The following is a 16,093-nucleotide window of genomic DNA, read 5'->3' as shown; positions in this document are numbered from 1 at the left end:
CACATAATAAAAACCTTTTTACACCCAATGTAAAACGTTATGAATAATACTCCATCTAGGCTCCCTAGAGGGTCTTGGTTTTCCTAATAACCAATATTCATATTCTTGTCGTGTAAAGCCGTCTGTTTCCTTAATCTTAAGCCAATAATTTAAAAACCATAAGAAGTCTTGCTCATCTTTCCGTAAAATATAAGCCATTAACAAAGGAGCAGGATTTTTTAATCCATGCGATGTTACAGAGGCATAACCTGGATGAACAGAAGCCCAAGCTTGAGTGTGTTCTTGCGTCCATAAAGCACCATCAACATCAAGTTCTGGTGTTAAAGCGTCCATGTTTGGAATAATAACAAACTTTGCATTAGGAAAATTTTCTTTAGCAAGTGGGATCATGACTGGGTCATTAAACACAGCTATTTTTAAATTTTGAATTTGAGCAATTGAATTAACATCTTTAAAATCATCGACCCTATCTTTTTTAACAATAAAAGCAGGCCTGTCGCGAAAATAGGGCTGGGTGTAACTTGCTTTTAGCAGCCGGCTGGGTATGACATAAATTGATCCAATAGCAACATCAAATTTATTAGCTTCAATGTCCTCAATTAAATTAAAAAAGTCAAAATGAATAAAAGTTATTGCTACGCCTAAAGTTTTCGCTAGATCATACATAAAAGCAACATCAAATCCTACCAGCTCATTATATTTATTGAAATAAACAAAAGGAATCATATGTTCATTGTACCCTACTCTTAACACCCCAGTTTGCCGAATCCGATGCAGCGTACTTGAATTTAAGTTGGAGAAACTTTGTTGAGTAGGTGCATTAAATGTTACTTGGGTATGGGCAGTAATTTCCGGAGACAAGCGAAAATTTAATATGGAATTAGGGGTAATTTTATTAAATACATTAAATTTAACATTTATAAGAGATAGTATTGATAAAGCAAATACAGAGGTCAAAATACAGAAAATAAGCGCGCGCCATCTAACATGAATAAGTTGAAAATAAGCAAAACTACTAACGATACTTATAAATGCCATTCCCATTACTGATGTTAATACTTGACCATAACGAGTGATAGGTAGCAACTCAACAAAAAGACTAGTTGTTTGCACAGGAAGGAAAGTCCAATTTGCCAAGAAACCCACTGAGTCTATTGTTGAGGAAGGTGAGCCTAGCGACGAAAAATAAGTTAAGATTATTAAAAATAATTTTCCCAATGTTTCTAAAAAAATAGGATGTTGAAAATAAACAGAAGCAAAAATTATAAATAGATATAAAAATAAATTTCCTATTTGGCCAAATGGATAACTCATCGTCGTAATTGTTTCAGTAACTTTTTCCATCTCTTCATCTAAGTTACTTGTATGTCTTAGCAGCAATAACTTAGTCGCTGATTCAATATAAGGTAAAGCTGCGACAGATAAACTAGTTGCTAAAGCAATGAGAAGCGCTTCACGCAGTAATTGAATGACTTCTTTATATGTTATTGAAATAAAACTTGTTATTAAAAGAGGAACAATCCAGAAAGTAAGTAAAAAAGTGCCAAGAAAAAATAAAGTTAAATAAAGCGCGATATTTTCAAAGGTAGTGAAAGAAATTGTTCCTGTAGTATAGGCAACTAAAGAAAACGCAGCATAAGGTGAGGTCAAAATAATCCAGTTCCAAACTTGCAAAGAGGCTGCTTTTATAGTGCTTAACGTTTCAAGTACGGATTGTTTATCTTTGTAATGTTGTAAAGCAAAGCCAAACAGCAAACAAAAAATGATAATAGCAGGCATATAATTTTTGACTAAGGCAGAAAATAAATTATTTGGAATTAACCGCTCTAAAAAACCTTCAACCGAATTAGAACTTGTCGCATTTGGCCCAATTATTGAAGAATTACTTTCAGGTAAAGCTAAAGAAAGAAGCCATATTATGAAAAAACTTATACTGATGAGTAAGAGATAGAAAGCCCAATTTTTTTTAAATATTCTTGTAGCAATTTTCGGTGTTATGGACCCTAAGCCATGTAAAAGAGATGCAAAAATATAAGGATAAACGACAGATTCCATAAGCATGACATACACATCACCAATTGGGCGAAGTATTTTGGTATAAGGACCAAAAAAAAGACCTGCTAAAATTCCCAGTAAGCTTCCAACTAAAACTTGCCAAGTTAAACTTAAATTGTTGGAAGATATATTTTTATCCATTAATTTTAATTGCTAATGTTCATTTAAAAATCGTATATTTTTATAGTTTCTATAGCAATAAGTTTTTAATTATAAAATATCTTTAGCAAGATAAGAGACGCTAATTAATTTACATTCTAAACAATATAATATTTTTAATTTTAAAAAATAAAACTCAACTATGTATTTATAATCTGCCTATACTTTTATCTTAAGACAAAATAATAAACCTTTTAACAATGCAATATAAATTTCTTCGTGTTAGTTCGCTTGTTCTTTTACAAATTGCTATTGTAGGCAATTTGCAAGTACTACCTGCCAATGCTAGTTATGGTGCTTCTTTACCTTTTCTTTATTTTTTTGCAATTATTGGATTTTTTCTACCCTGCACATTAATGGTTGCTGAGTTAGCTACCACTCGGCCGCAAACAGGCGGAGCTTATATTTGGTGTGAGCAGGCTTTTGGTCCGCAAGTAAGTTTTTTTACTGTAACCATTTTATGGATTTCTAACCTACTTTGGTATCCCTCCATTTTTTCCTTAATTGCCACTAATTTTGCCTACCTATTTAATAAATCATTAGCGCAAAATAAATTATTTATAGTGACTTTTAATGTTTTTTTGTTTTGGTTTTTTACTGGTTTAAATTGTTTAGGTGTAAAATTTTCTAGTAGAACAAGTATCGCATGTAGCATATTAGGGATCATTATTCCTATCATTTTAATTATTTTAGGTGGTTTAATCTGGTGTTTAAAAGGCCAGCCTAGTGCAATTAGCTTTACTCATACATCAATGCTGCCTAATTTAAACAATATAAATAATTTAAGTCTATTAATCGCCATTGTTATTTCTCTTTTTGGCATTGAGATCACAGCAGTGCATGCTGGTAATGTAGTTAATCCTAAGCGAGATTATCCGTTAAGCTTATTAATTGCCGGTATTTTACTTTTAATATTTCTTTTATCGGCTGAACTCGCTATTGCTGCCATTATTCCTCTAAACAAGTTAAGTGTAGTAACGGGCTTACTAGATGCATTAATTATTTTTTTTGACTCTATTCATTTATCCTATTTAATTAGTTTAGTGTTATTTTTAATACTCATTGGCAACCTTGGTAGTGTAGCTGCATGGATGTTAGGTTCAACGCGCAGCATGGCTATTGCCTGTCAAAAAAATCAAGTTGCATCCATTTTACAAAAGACAAATCGATATGAGGCGCCAATTGGCGTACTTATTTGTGAAGCATTTATTTTCTCATTTGTAAGTACTATTTTTTTAATTTTTCCCTCTATTATTGACTCATTTTGGTTACTGTTAGACTTAGCAGCGCAAATATCACTTATCTATTATATTATTCTTTTTGTCTCAGCTGTGCGTTTACGTTACCTGCCAACCATAGCTGAAGGGTTCGTTTTGCCTGGAGGGAATATTTTATTCGTAATTATTATGTTAATTGGTGCGCTTACATCCCTTTTAGCTTTAAGCACTGGCTTTATTGCCCCAGCGAATTTAGACGCACGGAGTATCTCTTTATTTCATTGGATAATGATATTAGGTCTGATTTTTACCTTGATTTTTCCTTTCATGCTTTTACTTATTAAGTCAAAAAAGTGATGAGTTAAGCCTTCTAAATTATTTAATACACTTGCTCAGTAACATTCAGTTTAATAAAATCTTTTAAATAAACTATCAGTAATTGTCTACTGATCATAATATAGTGCAACTAATTTCCATTTATGACTATTTCCTTTCGAGCGCTTAAAAATTATGATTTCCCTTTACTGCTGAAATGGCTACAAACACCTCATGTTAGAGCTTGGTGGGATAGCGATATTGATTGGAATCTAAACCTTATTAAAGAAAAATACGCAACCTATGTTGATGGTTACAAAGAGAGTGATAACTCCAAAGAACCTATCTATGCTTATATCCTTGAATTTAATCAACAAGAAATTGGTTATATTCAATATTATGATGCCCATCGCTTTATCAATGAAAATTATTTAAGGGAGTTACCAACTAGCTTGGTAGCAATTGATATGTATATTGGTGAGCCTTTAGCGCTTAATAAAGGGTTAGGCTCGCAAGCCTTAGTATTACTAATGGAGCAGTTTATCTTTCCTAATTTTGCTGCTGCTTTAGTTACACCTGATTTAAATAATCACCAAGCTATTGCTTGTTATCGTAAAGCAGGATTTAATCCTGTTTATGAGCATAAAGAAAATCATGAGTTATGGTTATTAAAAGATAAACCTAAACTTTGATTGTCTGTTATTCTTTCTTCAAGTTGCGCTTTAAGGTTATTAAAATCTCTTTTTCTTATTTTATATAAGGCCTTCATAGCAGCTAAATCGAGTAAACATCTTAAAAAGCCATGTCCTGTTGCTATGCCTTCAGCATACCCCATATAACTTTTATAAATTGCAAAATGTTTTCCTAACTTCGACTCAGCAGAAAACCAATTTTCATATTTATGAGTTGTCCAATTATAGAATTCTTGTGATGGTTTTGGACAAAAAAAAATTGAGAGAGCGGTAAGCTCTTAATTATCAATTGCCATAAACTTTTATCCAAAGCCCAAAGCGCATATTCAAAAGCGCTAATAAATCCAAACGTTCGACCAGAATAATCTGTAACTTCAGCTTTTTTAAAAATCAAGCTTGTATCTTCTTGCAATAAGGATTGCATAGCTTCATATTTACCACGCACAACGCAATGCAAAAGCTTACGAACCTTAACTAAAGGTTTAAATAAATTCCAATGATTTTTTGTATTTTCTTTAAAAGGATAACGGTAGAGCAGGATTATAATAAATCAATTGAAAATTAGTATGTTTGTCTAATCTATGTTTAGTTTACTTTATGACGTCGCTTTATCTTGCCAAATAAATTCCCCTGCTCAAAAATGACAATTAATACAGTTACCCCTCAACCATTAAGACTGTTATATTATTACAATAAGATGAGAAGCTAGTAAAAGGTTTTACATGATAGATTATCAAATCATTTCTATTCAAAAGAAACATATTAATGACTTTTGGTTGGCAGTTGACAGCGTAGCGCGAGAACGTAAATATTTAGCCTTTTTAGAGGGTCCACCTATTGATACCACAATAGATTTTGTTGCAAAAAATATTAACGAAAATTGGCCTCATTTATTAGCTGTTGCAGAAGAGAAAATTATTGGCTGGTGTGATATTACAGGTTTAGATAGACCGATTTTTGCACATCGGGGCGTATTAGGCATTGGCATTTTAGCCCCCTATCGGGGCATGGGCATTGGCAGTCAATTAATAAAAGCAGCCCTAGAAAAAGCGCAAAAAAAAGGTTTAACGCGTATTGAATTAACCGTTCGGGAACATAATCAAAACGCACTTTCCCTTTATAAAAAATTTGGCTTTGAAATAGAAGGTATTCATAAAAAAGGGGTCTATATAGATGGCGTTTATGAAGATCTTATTTTTATGGCTCGCCTTTATCAATAAAATAATTTATTTTTAAAAGGAATATACATATACATTATGTCGCATCCAATTAAATTACTACACCTTTGGTTAGAAGAAGAACATCACGCTGGCGCACCTAATCCGCAACAAGCAGTTTTATGCACCACTGATAGACAATCTAGCCCTCAAGGCCGTGTCGTTGCTATTCGTGAGATTACTGACCAAAGCCTTCTATTCTTCACTCAAAAACCAACTAAAAAAGTTATTGCACTGAGTGAAAATCCCTTTGCTTGTATTGTTTTTTGGTTTGAACTATTTCAACGGGAAGTAATTCTTAAAGGTCCTATTGAAGCCTTATCTGTTGAGGAAAATCAAAATTATTGGCAAACTTATTCTCCTTCTGCTCAGATTCGCTTTCACAGCTATGCACCTACTTCTGGGCAGCCTATCGCAAGTAAAGCTTTACTCGAAGAAAAAAGAAGAAAGCTTGCACAACAATATGGTGAAACAACGATCCCTATGAGTCCTTTTTACTGTGGTTTTAGGCTAATATTCAACCACTTTGTATTTTATACTTATCGAACTGATGAACTATCCGATGTTATTTCCTATCAAAAACTTCATAATACTTGGCAAAAAGTATTCCTTTCACCGTAATTTCTTAGTTAACCAAAGGATTAAGTCATCATCGACAGGATAACTCTCGCCAGGTAGAGTCGCTTTATAATTAAAAGTAGTTCCACGTCCGTCGGGTATATATCCGCGCTTAATGTACAACTGCTGTGCAGCACCATAATCAGCATAAAGGCCAACGCCAATACCAACATAGCTACTTTTTATTATACTCTTTTCTTCTGCTTTGTTTAAAAGCAAAGATCCAATTCCTAATTGTCTAAATTTAGGTAATACATTTAAATCCATAATCTCAGGGATTTTATTTTCTTGAAAAAAAGGATAATTAGATTGCCACTTTAGAGTAATGTAACCTGCAAAATAATCACCATAATAAGCAAGCCAAATCAGACGTTTTTGTTGCTGTTGTTCTTGTAAATATTGTTTAAATAATAAAGAAGATTTTAAAGTCCAATTAGATTCTTTAAATGCCTTTACTATATCAGGTATCTTTTCATCTTTAAGTTCGTGGATAATGACCTGATCATATATTAACCGCTTTTCCATTCTATAATTCGTTAACTCATAACCTCGAATTAGCACTTGTTGTTGTTTAACAACAACAAACCCACATTTTTCAAAAAAGGGTTTTGCCGTAATACTTACCTCTGCATAGAGGCGCGGAATTTGCTCTTGCTTAGCTTTATCCTCAATTTCAAACATTAATGCTTTACCTGCACCTTGTCCTTGATAGCTATGATGTACATAAAAACAATCTATATGACCGGTAGGTTCAAATTCAGCAAAGCCAACAGCTTTTTCGTCACAAATGGCAACTAAAGGAATAATACTTTTCCATTTAGGCTTCCAGCGTTCAGCTTGTAGAGAGAGCTCCGGAGCCCATGCATTAATTTGTTCAGACGAATAATCTCGGCTATTTACTTGATGAATAGTATTATAATAGATAGCAGCAAGCGCTGGCGCATCAACTTCTTGATAAGGTCTAACAGTAATTTTAGTTTGCATAAAACAGTTAAAACGACTTACTTACATTAAGCAATATTAAAGCTTAATCCCAATATTAGGCAAATTAAAATAGATATCTAATTGAAAATATGCTCGTAAATTTTTTTATTGCAAGCTCTGATTAAATGGCTAGATCTAGATCCCGCGAACAAGTCGCAGGACGTATGTATGAGAGAACTGTAATTTTTAACTGCACTTGAAACCAAAGAAAATTTCATTAGCTAAAAAAACAAACCTGCCATGCTTAGGTCCCACGGCTTGTCCGGGGAATCCGCTAGGGTATCCCAACTTAAATTCCACGAGTAAATCGTGAAATAGGGGTAAAGAAAGGGAATTAACGGATAGAGTTAATAATAATTTAATAAATTAGTATTAAAATAGTCCAACTGTACTGTTTTTAATTAATCATGCCCTTTCCAGTTCTTTTATCAGTCAATGATTGGCACAAGAAAATGTCAGGTAGTTCTAGCGACAATAACATCGTAGAGCTACTTAAAAATATTTATGAAGCTAAAACCATCTATACTCAATTCGATAAGCTAACAGAATTATTAAATTTTCTTGAAAATAATAAACTAGAGGGGGCAATTTATACTGAGCTTAATACCTCGATATTAGCTGTCATTGGCCACATAATTAATGAAGATGATGAAGTTAAAATTCGCGAAAAAGTTACAGCACGAGAGAAAATAAAAAAATTTGATCCCTATTATATGCCTTGGATTCGCCCTGAACCAGGCGATTTAAGTAATGACCTTTTTGCCTTATTTCAAAGTGTAAAACAGCAATCAGATGCTGATATAAAAAGTACGTTTGCTACTTTTTTTAAAAAATTAAAAAGCAGTAAAAACCTACTAAAACTTGGCGGTCGTAACAAATCTGAAGATGATTTTTGGGCTTATCGACAAGAGAGTGATATTGAAGAAGCACATTATAACCTTGAAGAATTAGAACAATTTCGGGTGATACCTTATCAAGGCAAACTCCTTAAGCTAACCAATATAGAAAATGGTGAAAATAAACGATTAACTTTCGAATATGCATCTACTAAGCATTTAACGCTTAAAGCTTTTGATGATTTTTTCAAAAGGTCGCAAGATTACCCTAAGCGCGGTATTTATACGATTCATATAAATGGTAGTATGTTTGTAGGCCCAAGTCTTGCGCCACAAAGAACATCAATTTTTTTTAATCCAAAAGCCATTCTACACCCATCTTTTTCTGACTCTTATGCTAGGATACCTCTTTTTATGGCTGGTCAAATAGAAATTGAGCAGGGAGAAGCAGGCTTACTGGATAGTGGAAGTGGTCATTATTTACCCGACTATGAGCAAACCCAGCTTGCTAATTTATTCTTTAAAGTAATAGGTATTATTAGTAATCGAACGAAATTAACATTTTTTAGACTGATAGATCAAGAAAGAGTTTTCGATGCTGATTTTAACTGCACTGAACTTGAGGCGCTGATTAAGGATTTTTGTCTTATCAATAAAATTGATCCTCGTATCGTAACCCTTGATTATCTAGGAACAGCAGCACCAAGCTTATATACTCACTATAAGATGCAAGCTCAAATTAATAATGAGTTAGTCTTATGGCAGAAAGAAAGTTTTGTGTTTTTTAGTACTCTTTCAGTTCAAACTCTAAAATTAAATCAAGAAATTGAAAAATTTTCAAAATATGGACAATATACTAATCCTGAATATACTTGCGACTTGCTTTTAAATATCCAAAAAGCTATTGATGAGTGGAATCGATATCATCAACAATCAAAAATTACATCAAAAAGACAAAGTGCAGTTAATAATTTAGAGAAACGCGTGCAACAACAACTTATTTATTATACTACTAAGCTATTATTGAGAAATTTAAGTGAAGAGCCTATGCCTGAACCCCAACAAAAATGGGTTAAACAATTTTTAAAAGGTAAAATGGATATTGCCAAAGCTGCCCAAGAAATTGCCGCATTTAAAAATAAAGAAATTTCTTTTCACAAGTCTTGGCCAAATGAAACGCCTGAGCTAGCAGAAGGCTCAATCTCTAATAGGTTAACTACAGTTGCCAGCGGTCGTCCGTTTTTTTCTGCTAATTCTATTCAAAAATCCAATCCAATTATTTCAGCTATCTTTGAATTAATTATAAAAAGTGAGCAGGCTTCTCTTAAGGCTCTAAAGAAAATCAATGCTTCTTTAGCAAAGGTTTTAATAGAGTCTGAGAAACCTACTAAACAGATTTTTTTAGGGTAAATCATAAATACTTAGTCAAGTCCCAGCCAACAAATTGCATGTCTTCAACCTCTGATTTTGATTTATAATTTTTATCTATTTCACCCGAAGTTTTACTTGACTCTGTATGAGTAATTACCGGGTTAGAGAATTGAGAATACCTATTAGATGAAGGATAAGAACCACTTTGGCCACTTACCACACCTTTAACTACGTTAGTGTGAGGCGGCACCGCTGTATTAGGTACTGCATTGCTATAATGTCGTTGAGACATCGCCGGCTCGGCAGTTTGGACGAGTTTTCTACCTTTTCTACTATCTATACTATCTGCAGCGCGCCTTTTGTTGGATTGAGGGTTAGCAGCAGCTTCATTATATTGATCTTCAGTATATTGAGTTGTTAAATCAACTACTTTTACTGTCCTGCCTGCATTTGCATAAGTAGCATTCGGCTGTTGTGAGCAAAGCTGCTGAGGTGTTTTAAATAATCCTGGTTGTCCAAAATTAAACATATTTGGATTAACCCTCGGAATAGAGGGCTGAGGCTGGGGTGACTCTGTAGCCACGACACGATAAGGTTTAACCATTTTGTTACTTAAAAATTCTATATGAAGTTCCCTTAAACTTAATGTCATAGCTACTATTTTATCATCCGCTAACGCTGGGGTAAAAAAATTAAAATTTAACTGCTCTAACTCTTCTTTACTTACATTTAAAAATTTTAAAGTAACTTGCGATGGAAATTGTTGCACATAAGCTTTAAATTCCTGAAATGCATTTTCCTCTACCTCATCCATTACTTGATAAATTTTTAAAAACTCATCTATAGAGTTTTCAACAGGGGCACTTAAGGAAGGCGCTACAGTACTGACTGGACCTGCAAAATCATTTTGCACAAATGCATTCGTTAAATCTATTGAGTGTTGGGTGGCTCTACTTAAGACTTGAGCAGATAATAAATCCCGGTGAAGGATATTTAATAAAAATACTGCATTTTTTGTTTTCTGGTCTGCAAATTCTACCATAAAAAAATTAGCGTTTAATTGATCTAGCTTTACTTCATTCAAATTTAGATAAGTTAATATTTTTTGAGGATCAATGGATTTGATATATTCTTTAAATTCTTCAACTGCCTGATAATCTTCCTCTCTTTTTAAATTAATTTTATTATAATAACTTAACATCTGTTCATAAATAGCTAAGAATTTATCGATATTTTTTTTAACAGTGGTAACCATAATAACTCCGCACAAATCATTTAACCTTGAGATATTATACCATTTGTGTAATTTATGATCAATATGATTATTTATTATTATTTTTGTACATTTTTTAAAATAATGATCAATACATACTAAACTCAAATAAAGAGACCCCTCTATCGTTTATACTTGTAAAAATACTAAAACTTATACATTTCTTTAAGATATAGGACTGTTTTGAAAGAATATAATTATTCATACAATTCTTATTTAAATTCTTAACCATTTAACGTGCTTTTTTAAGCAAATGATTTCCATTTTGCACAACAAAAAATATTTGCCGTGCACTTACTTATTTATATTTATTTCAATAAGAAATAAATTTAGATAAATTTAGAAATCTTTACGCTCTAATAGTTATTAAAATAAATAAGGTAATGTGCTAAATAATTAACCTCTAGTTGGATTTAGGTTATTTTTAAAAAATTTCTTTACTACGAGATATTGAAAGTAAGGCGCTTAGAAGCTTTACTGCAGCAAATCTTGCTAAAAACCTAATATCAATATTATTTACCATAAAGCCAGATAATGGCTAATTAGTATACCTAAACATGCGGAAGGATCTTGAAAGGAAGCACCATACCAATAGACGTTGGCAGAGCAATAACAGGAAAGCGTATAGTGCCACCCACAACTATAAGAAAAAAATTAATTTCTCTTTGCACAATATCCTTTTAAACTCTATCTATAGCCGATATCTTCAGAGGAATTATCTGCTGTGTCTTTGTCTTCCTCTATCCGTTTTGCAAAATAAGATATTGCTTCAGGTTTTCGTTTTCTTGCACTCTTGCTTGTTGCATCTTCAAAAAGTGGTTCAAGATCGCCGTGTGGTTTGCCAAATGTTAGTTGGCCTGAAGTACGCTCATCATTTATGTTCTCAAGAAATGCATTAAGATCGTAACACGGTTTGCCAAATGCCAAGGGGCCTCTAGCTGTAGTACTCTCATCTGTAACAGATAATTTCTCAGCCTGTTGAACATTAGATACAGATGCTCCAAAAAATCCTGCACCGTTTGAAAAAGTAGGTTGAGAAGCAGTTTTTGAATTTGCTCTATTATGCTGTAAAAAATTTTGAGAAGTGCTTTCTAAAGTTTTTCTTCTTTTTTCATCTTGCTTTTCTTCATATCCTCTCTTTCTTACAAAACTATTTTTTACGGGCTTAGGAACAGCCTCATCTACACTTGATAAATCAATCACCTCAGGTTGATTAGTATCTAAACTATTATTCAAGGAATTTAATTCATCTGGCTGAACAGCTCCTAAATCAGGCTCAATTAAGTCAGTTAGTTGCGTATAATACACCATTGCTGATTGACGCAATTCTTCTTCAGTTAACAAATTAGGATCATCACTTGTACCTATGTGATTACCTATTTCATGTGAATGAGGGTTATTCACTATCGTTGTTATTACTGCTGAGACAGGTGGCTTCACTGTTTGAAAAAGTTCATGTGCAAAATCATTAATATCATTCAATAAAGGACTCAATTGCTGGAGCTGACTTTTAACTACTTGCAAGTGTGCCATTACTAAAGGCTCTCGAAAAATCATATCACTAGATAGCAATTTATTTGGATTTGATTTATTTAGTAAAGTAATTATTTTAATCAAATCAACTACTGCATTTCGTAAAACTGGCATTAAATCTGCCCTATTAACCTCTAGAAGGCTAATTATATCCCTTTTAATTTCATCATTTAAAATTAACAAGTTAAAGGTACTTAAAAATTGTGATGCCCTAATCACTTCCGGTGTTGCAAATGCAGGCATAACAAATTTTCTATTTAAAGTGTGGAGTTCAACTTCATTCATATTAAGTAAGAAAAGGATTTCCTGTGGGGCAAATTTATTTAAAAAAGTCGTAAATTCTTTGAATGAAGAATGCTTTGTATTAAGCATTCTTTTATAGATAACTAAAAAACTATTAATAGAATCTGCTAATGAATGAGCCGTAAATTCCAAGCGGGCACCCTCAGCTAGCAAATTTACTACTGAATAAAATCTCTCTTCCTTTAATTGCTCTGTTCTTTCTGGAACCACTGGCTGTGGTATTGGTCTGTTACCGCTTGCTGGAACAGTCTTCGGCGTTTTTGAAAGTAAAAATCTTTTATGCAGATCTCTGAAGAATTCTACACTTAATTTTTGATAATTATTAAATTGAATAATTTCATGAGGCGGAAATTGTTTTATGAAATTTTTAAATTCTTGAAATGCATATTCATCGACATTGTCAATTCTTTTATAATCAGCTAATGCGCAATCAATAACATAATTCATGCGCATAATTTGATCGATCGTATACATATTTAATCCATAATTGACTGAATAATGAGACATTATACCATTTTGTTTATTTTTTAGTCAATATGGTTAGTTAATACACCAAAATAAAAGTAAAAAATATCACTATTTGATCTAACTATAAACTTTAGTGCCTCTTTAACTAGTTTAGAGATAAATATTGGTAATGTGCTAAGCAATCATATTCGTTAAGTTGACAAGAAACCTTAACCTACATTTATCAGCTTTTTTTAAATTTAAATAATTTATTTTATAGCAAGGATGATACCTTTAGTTAAGTCAACAAGGTTTTTACTCGTTAAACTAAAAACGGCATTAGGTGTTCCAGCAGCTGCCCATAGTTCTTCAAAATTAAGTAAATCCTCGTCAATAAAAATAAAATCAATGGGCTGTTTATGTCCAATAGGCGGAATCCCACCAATTGCAAAGCCGGTTTTATCTCGTACAAACTCAGGTTCTGCACGAATTATTTTTTCACCTATATATGCATTAATAATTTTTTCATTCACTTGATTTGCCCCGGAAGCTAATACCAAAACAGGACGTTCTGTTATTTTTGTTTTAAAAATAAGCGACTTTATAATCTGTGCAACTGAACAACCTATCGTTCTTGCCGCTTCTGCTGCTGTTCTGGTGCTCTCAGAAAGTTCAATCACTCGACATGGCAGTCCTTGGTTAGTTAAAACATCTTGAACACTTTGCGCACTTTTAGTTAATTTTAAATTCATCTTTTTTTCTAAAATTTCAATCAAATATTAAACTAAATATAACTATTACATTAATTTATTAGTGATTAAAGCTCGCGCGTAAAAAAGTCTATAATTTATCAAAGAGATCTTTAGACAAATAACTGATGAAAAATACTAACTATACAATCTTGCCTTGCTTGTTAGCCATTGTGGTCGACGGTATGGGATTTGGGTTAGTGTATCCCATTATGACCGCCATGTTTACTGATCCCAACTCCGTATTTTCGTCTCATTTATCAATTAATATGCGCCATTTTTATTTGGGATTAGGCTATATGCTTTACTCTTTCTGTATGTTTTTTGGTGCCTCTTTTATGGGCGATTTATCAGATAATTGGGGCAGAAAAAAGGTAATTTTAATTTGTATGTTAGGCCTTTTCATTAGCTTTTTATTAATGGGATTAAGTGTTTTATTTACCAGTATTTTTTTATTAATGTTAGGCCGTGCTTTTTCAGGATTGATGGCGGGCAGTCAACCTATTGCACAAGCTGCCATTGCTGATATTAGTACAGCGGATAATAAAGCTGCTAATATGAGCATTATGACCTTAGCCCTTAGCGTTGCTAATGTTGCTGGGCCTTTAATTGGAGGGGTATTTTCTGATAATTCACTCTCTTCTTATTTTAATTTTTCTACCCCTTTCTTTATTTCTGCAACATTAGCCTTAATTGCAGCCATTTGGATTCAATACGGCTTTCAAGAAACATACACCAGCCATAATCAAAAACCTCTTAATTTACTACGCCCTATTCATATTTTCATGGAAGGATTAAAGCATAAAAGTGTTCGCTGGCTTATGATAATTTTTTTATTAATGCAATTAGGATTTAGTATTTATTTTCAATTTATTTTAGTGTTATTAAATACGAATTTTGACTATACAAGTTGGCAGCTAGGCGCATTTAATGCCTTTATTGGCTTTTGTTTCGTTATTTCTCTAACCATAGGCATGCGATTTATGCTGCGTGTTTGGCAAGTTAATACCATTGCCATTATTTGTCTTTTTATTGTTGGAATTGGCCTTTTATTAACGGTATTTAGCACAAAAGAATGGCAAATTTGGCTCTTGGCCCTGCCAATTAGTGCGTTTGATATGATTGCTTATACTGCTCTTTTAACAGCATTCTCAGACAGTGTTGATAAATCTGCCCAAGGTTGGGTTATGGGACTTTCAGGGGCGTTAATGGCTATGGCATGGGCGATAACAGGCCTTAGCGCCAATCTTTTACCTATAATTGGTACTTTTGGTTTAATTTTAATAGGAGGCACACTGTTGCTTTTATCTGCCGCATTAATGTGGTTGTACACTCATTCTCGTTTTTATGTTAATCAACATTAGGAATCTTACTGAATTTTTTCAAGTCGCTTGATAAAGTTTAAGAGAAGCTTTATCCCAATCTTTATAATGAAGATAACCTTCTGCTGTTTGATTCTCACTATATCTTAAATCTTTTGTTAATAAAGAATTTGACTTAATTAGCATCTTTTCTGCTGGGGAAAAAAACAAAGCATAAGTAAAGCGCTCAATGCCCGCAGGTGCCCTTTTCACCATATGTTTTGTTGCTGTAAAGCGGTCATGGGAGAGCAACTGGGCAAATTCGCCTACTTGAAATAATGTAATGGCTTTATGCGGTAATTCTACTTTCTCAAAACGTTGACTGTTATGGGGAAGAATATATAGACCTGCTTCTTTTGGCTCATTAACCTCTTCGTTGTCTTTAAAATAAGAAGCTGGCGTTAAACCTGTAAATAAACCATGATCATAATGCGCACCACACCAATTATCTTTTTTCTCAGACGAATCTGTCGCCCTTTGATAATGGAGCATTCTACCAAAACCGCGTAGCAAATCGTGATTTAAACCGGCTTGCTCATTTAAGCCAATTTTGTTTAACAACCTCTTGCCAATCGCAAAGATTAATTCACCTAATTCAAGATAAGCTTTTTTTAAATTGATTTCAAATGGCCATTTATTTAAGGGATTATCAGGAATAGAGGCATAGTAAGACGCTTTTTGAGCGTCAATTTGCCATTCGCCCTCTTCATTTTTAAACCATTCAGCTCCTACTTCATAGCCCCCTGTTGAGCTAGAATCCAAACTAGGCGCGTATTGTTTTTTAATAGATTCATTTAGATGGGAAAATTGCCTAGCTACGTTAATATATTCTTTATATTTAAGTTCAAAATGAGGAACGTGACTGACACCCAAAACGCCCTTATCTAAGAGAGGTTTTTCTATTTGCCTTGCATTGAAGGTGGGATCGAGTAATTCTTCGTAGGTAATAATATCCAGTTCCAT

13 protein-coding genes are annotated in these 16,093 nt (G+C 33.2%); 6 read left to right on the top strand and 7 right to left on the bottom strand.

The genetic code is table 11. The features are described 5' to 3' along the window. Positions 1-18: 18 nt before the first annotated feature. Positions 19-2,196, bottom strand: a complete 2,178-nt coding sequence (locus tag DYH30_RS05715; RefSeq protein WP_115330724.1) for a cation:dicarboxylate symporter family transporter — start codon at positions 2,194-2,196, stop codon at positions 19-21. Positions 2,197-2,414: 218 nt separating this feature from the next. Here DYH30_RS05715 and DYH30_RS05710 point away from each other — a divergent pair, with 218 nt between their 5' ends. Both DYH30_RS05710 and DYH30_RS05705 read left to right on the top strand, forming a co-directional pair. Continuing rightward, positions 2,415-3,788, top strand: coding sequence for an APC family permease (locus tag DYH30_RS05710; protein ID WP_115330723.1), 1,374 nt, complete (start codon positions 2,415-2,417; stop codon positions 3,786-3,788). Between the two features lie 122 nt (positions 3,789-3,910). Next, positions 3,911-4,438 (top strand): GNAT family N-acetyltransferase, encoded by a 528-nt coding sequence (locus tag DYH30_RS05705; RefSeq protein WP_115330722.1) that lies wholly within the window; start codon positions 3,911-3,913, stop codon positions 4,436-4,438. A 172-nt stretch (positions 4,439-4,610) separates the two neighbouring features. Here the strand turns inward: DYH30_RS05705 and DYH30_RS05695 are convergent, their stop codons facing one another. Continuing rightward, a complete protein-coding gene (locus tag DYH30_RS05695; protein WP_115330720.1) occupies positions 4,611-4,883 on the bottom strand; it encodes a hypothetical protein in 273 nt (90 codons plus the stop codon). 277 nt (positions 4,884-5,160) lie between these two features. Here DYH30_RS05695 and DYH30_RS05690 point away from each other — a divergent pair, with 277 nt between their 5' ends. Both DYH30_RS05690 and DYH30_RS05685 read left to right on the top strand, forming a co-directional pair. After that, positions 5,161-5,658 carry a GNAT family N-acetyltransferase gene (locus DYH30_RS05690; RefSeq protein WP_174233262.1) on the top strand — a complete coding sequence of 166 codons (498 nt, stop codon included), beginning with the start codon at positions 5,161-5,163 and terminating at the stop codon, positions 5,656-5,658. A 36-nt stretch (positions 5,659-5,694) separates the two neighbouring features. Next, entirely contained in the window at positions 5,695-6,276 is a 582-nt protein-coding gene (locus tag DYH30_RS05685; protein WP_115330719.1) for a pyridoxine/pyridoxamine 5'-phosphate oxidase, read from the top strand. On the opposite strand, the gene DYH30_RS18280 is transcribed toward DYH30_RS05685, so the two are convergent. Beyond that, positions 6,268-7,257, bottom strand: a complete 990-nt coding sequence (locus DYH30_RS18280; protein WP_115330718.1) for a GNAT family N-acetyltransferase — start codon at positions 7,255-7,257, stop codon at positions 6,268-6,270. The two genes, DYH30_RS05685 and DYH30_RS18280, sit on opposite strands and share 9 nt — an antisense overlap. 452 nt (positions 7,258-7,709) lie before the next feature. On the opposite strand from DYH30_RS18280, the gene DYH30_RS05675 reads away from it, so the two are divergent. Further along, positions 7,710-9,503 carry a hypothetical protein gene (locus tag DYH30_RS05675; RefSeq protein WP_115330717.1) on the top strand — a complete coding sequence of 598 codons (1,794 nt, stop codon included), beginning with the start codon at positions 7,710-7,712 and terminating at the stop codon, positions 9,501-9,503. Between the two features lies 1 nt (position 9,504). Here DYH30_RS05675 and DYH30_RS05670 read toward each other — a convergent pair whose 3' ends face one another. From DYH30_RS05670 to DYH30_RS05660, 3 genes are all read right to left on the bottom strand, one after another. Further along, the gene (locus DYH30_RS05670; protein ID WP_115330716.1) at positions 9,505-10,719 is read right to left on the bottom strand and encodes a hypothetical protein; all 1,215 of its coding nucleotides are present in this window, start codon (positions 10,717-10,719) and stop codon (positions 9,505-9,507) included. 705 nt (positions 10,720-11,424) lie between these two features. Next, complete coding sequence (locus DYH30_RS05665) at positions 11,425-13,047, bottom strand: hypothetical protein (RefSeq protein ID WP_115330715.1); 1,623 nt, start codon at positions 13,045-13,047, stop codon at positions 11,425-11,427. A gap of 242 nt (positions 13,048-13,289) precedes the next feature. Next, on the bottom strand, positions 13,290-13,772 hold the full coding sequence (locus tag DYH30_RS05660) for a YbaK/EbsC family protein (RefSeq protein WP_115330714.1): 483 nt from the start codon (positions 13,770-13,772) through the stop codon (positions 13,290-13,292). A gap of 125 nt (positions 13,773-13,897) precedes the next feature. Between DYH30_RS05660 and DYH30_RS05655 the strand changes: the two genes are divergently transcribed. Continuing rightward, positions 13,898-15,133 carry an MFS transporter gene (locus tag DYH30_RS05655; protein WP_115330713.1) on the top strand — a complete coding sequence of 412 codons (1,236 nt, stop codon included), beginning with the start codon at positions 13,898-13,900 and terminating at the stop codon, positions 15,131-15,133. An 18-nt stretch (positions 15,134-15,151) separates the two neighbouring features. Here DYH30_RS05655 and DYH30_RS05650 read toward each other — a convergent pair whose 3' ends face one another. After that, positions 15,152-16,093 (bottom strand): isopenicillin N synthase family oxygenase, encoded by a 942-nt coding sequence (locus DYH30_RS05650; RefSeq protein WP_115330712.1) that lies wholly within the window; start codon positions 16,091-16,093, stop codon positions 15,152-15,154.

It is taken from the genome of Legionella busanensis (genome assembly GCF_900461525.1).
GTDB classification, from domain to species: Bacteria; Pseudomonadota; Gammaproteobacteria; order Legionellales; family Legionellaceae; genus Legionella_C; species Legionella_C busanensis.
This window is presented reverse-complemented; position numbering and strand designations above follow the sequence as displayed.

What these genes read in the sequence shown, in the direction of transcription:
- DYH30_RS05710 (WP_115330723.1), top strand. Translation starts at nt 2,415, where the DNA reads ATGCAATATAAATTTCTTCGTGTTAGTTCGCTTGTTCTTTTACAAATT.
- DYH30_RS18280 (WP_115330718.1), bottom strand. Translation starts at nt 7,257, where the DNA reads ATGCAAACTAAAATTACTGTTAGACCTTATCAAGAAGTTGATGCGCCA.
- DYH30_RS05670 (WP_115330716.1), bottom strand. Translation starts at nt 10,719, where the DNA reads ATGGTTACCACTGTTAAAAAAAATATCGATAAATTCTTAGCTATTTAT.
- DYH30_RS05665 (WP_115330715.1), bottom strand. Translation starts at nt 13,047, where the DNA reads ATGTATACGATCGATCAAATTATGCGCATGAATTATGTTATTGATTGC.
- DYH30_RS05705 (WP_115330722.1), top strand. Translation starts at nt 3,911, where the DNA reads ATGACTATTTCCTTTCGAGCGCTTAAAAATTATGATTTCCCTTTACTG.
- DYH30_RS05685 (WP_115330719.1), top strand. Translation starts at nt 5,695, where the DNA reads ATGTCGCATCCAATTAAATTACTACACCTTTGGTTAGAAGAAGAACAT.
- DYH30_RS05715 (WP_115330724.1), bottom strand. Translation starts at nt 2,196, where the DNA reads ATGGATAAAAATATATCTTCCAACAATTTAAGTTTAACTTGGCAAGTT.
- DYH30_RS05675 (WP_115330717.1), top strand. Translation starts at nt 7,710, where the DNA reads ATGTCAGGTAGTTCTAGCGACAATAACATCGTAGAGCTACTTAAAAAT.
- DYH30_RS05660 (WP_115330714.1), bottom strand. Translation starts at nt 13,772, where the DNA reads ATGAATTTAAAATTAACTAAAAGTGCGCAAAGTGTTCAAGATGTTTTA.
- DYH30_RS05655 (WP_115330713.1), top strand. Translation starts at nt 13,898, where the DNA reads ATGAAAAATACTAACTATACAATCTTGCCTTGCTTGTTAGCCATTGTG.
- DYH30_RS05690 (WP_174233262.1), top strand. Translation starts at nt 5,161, where the DNA reads ATGATAGATTATCAAATCATTTCTATTCAAAAGAAACATATTAATGAC.
- DYH30_RS05650 (WP_115330712.1), bottom strand. Translation starts at nt 16,093, where the DNA reads ATGGAACTGGATATTATTACCTACGAAGAATTACTCGATCCCACCTTC.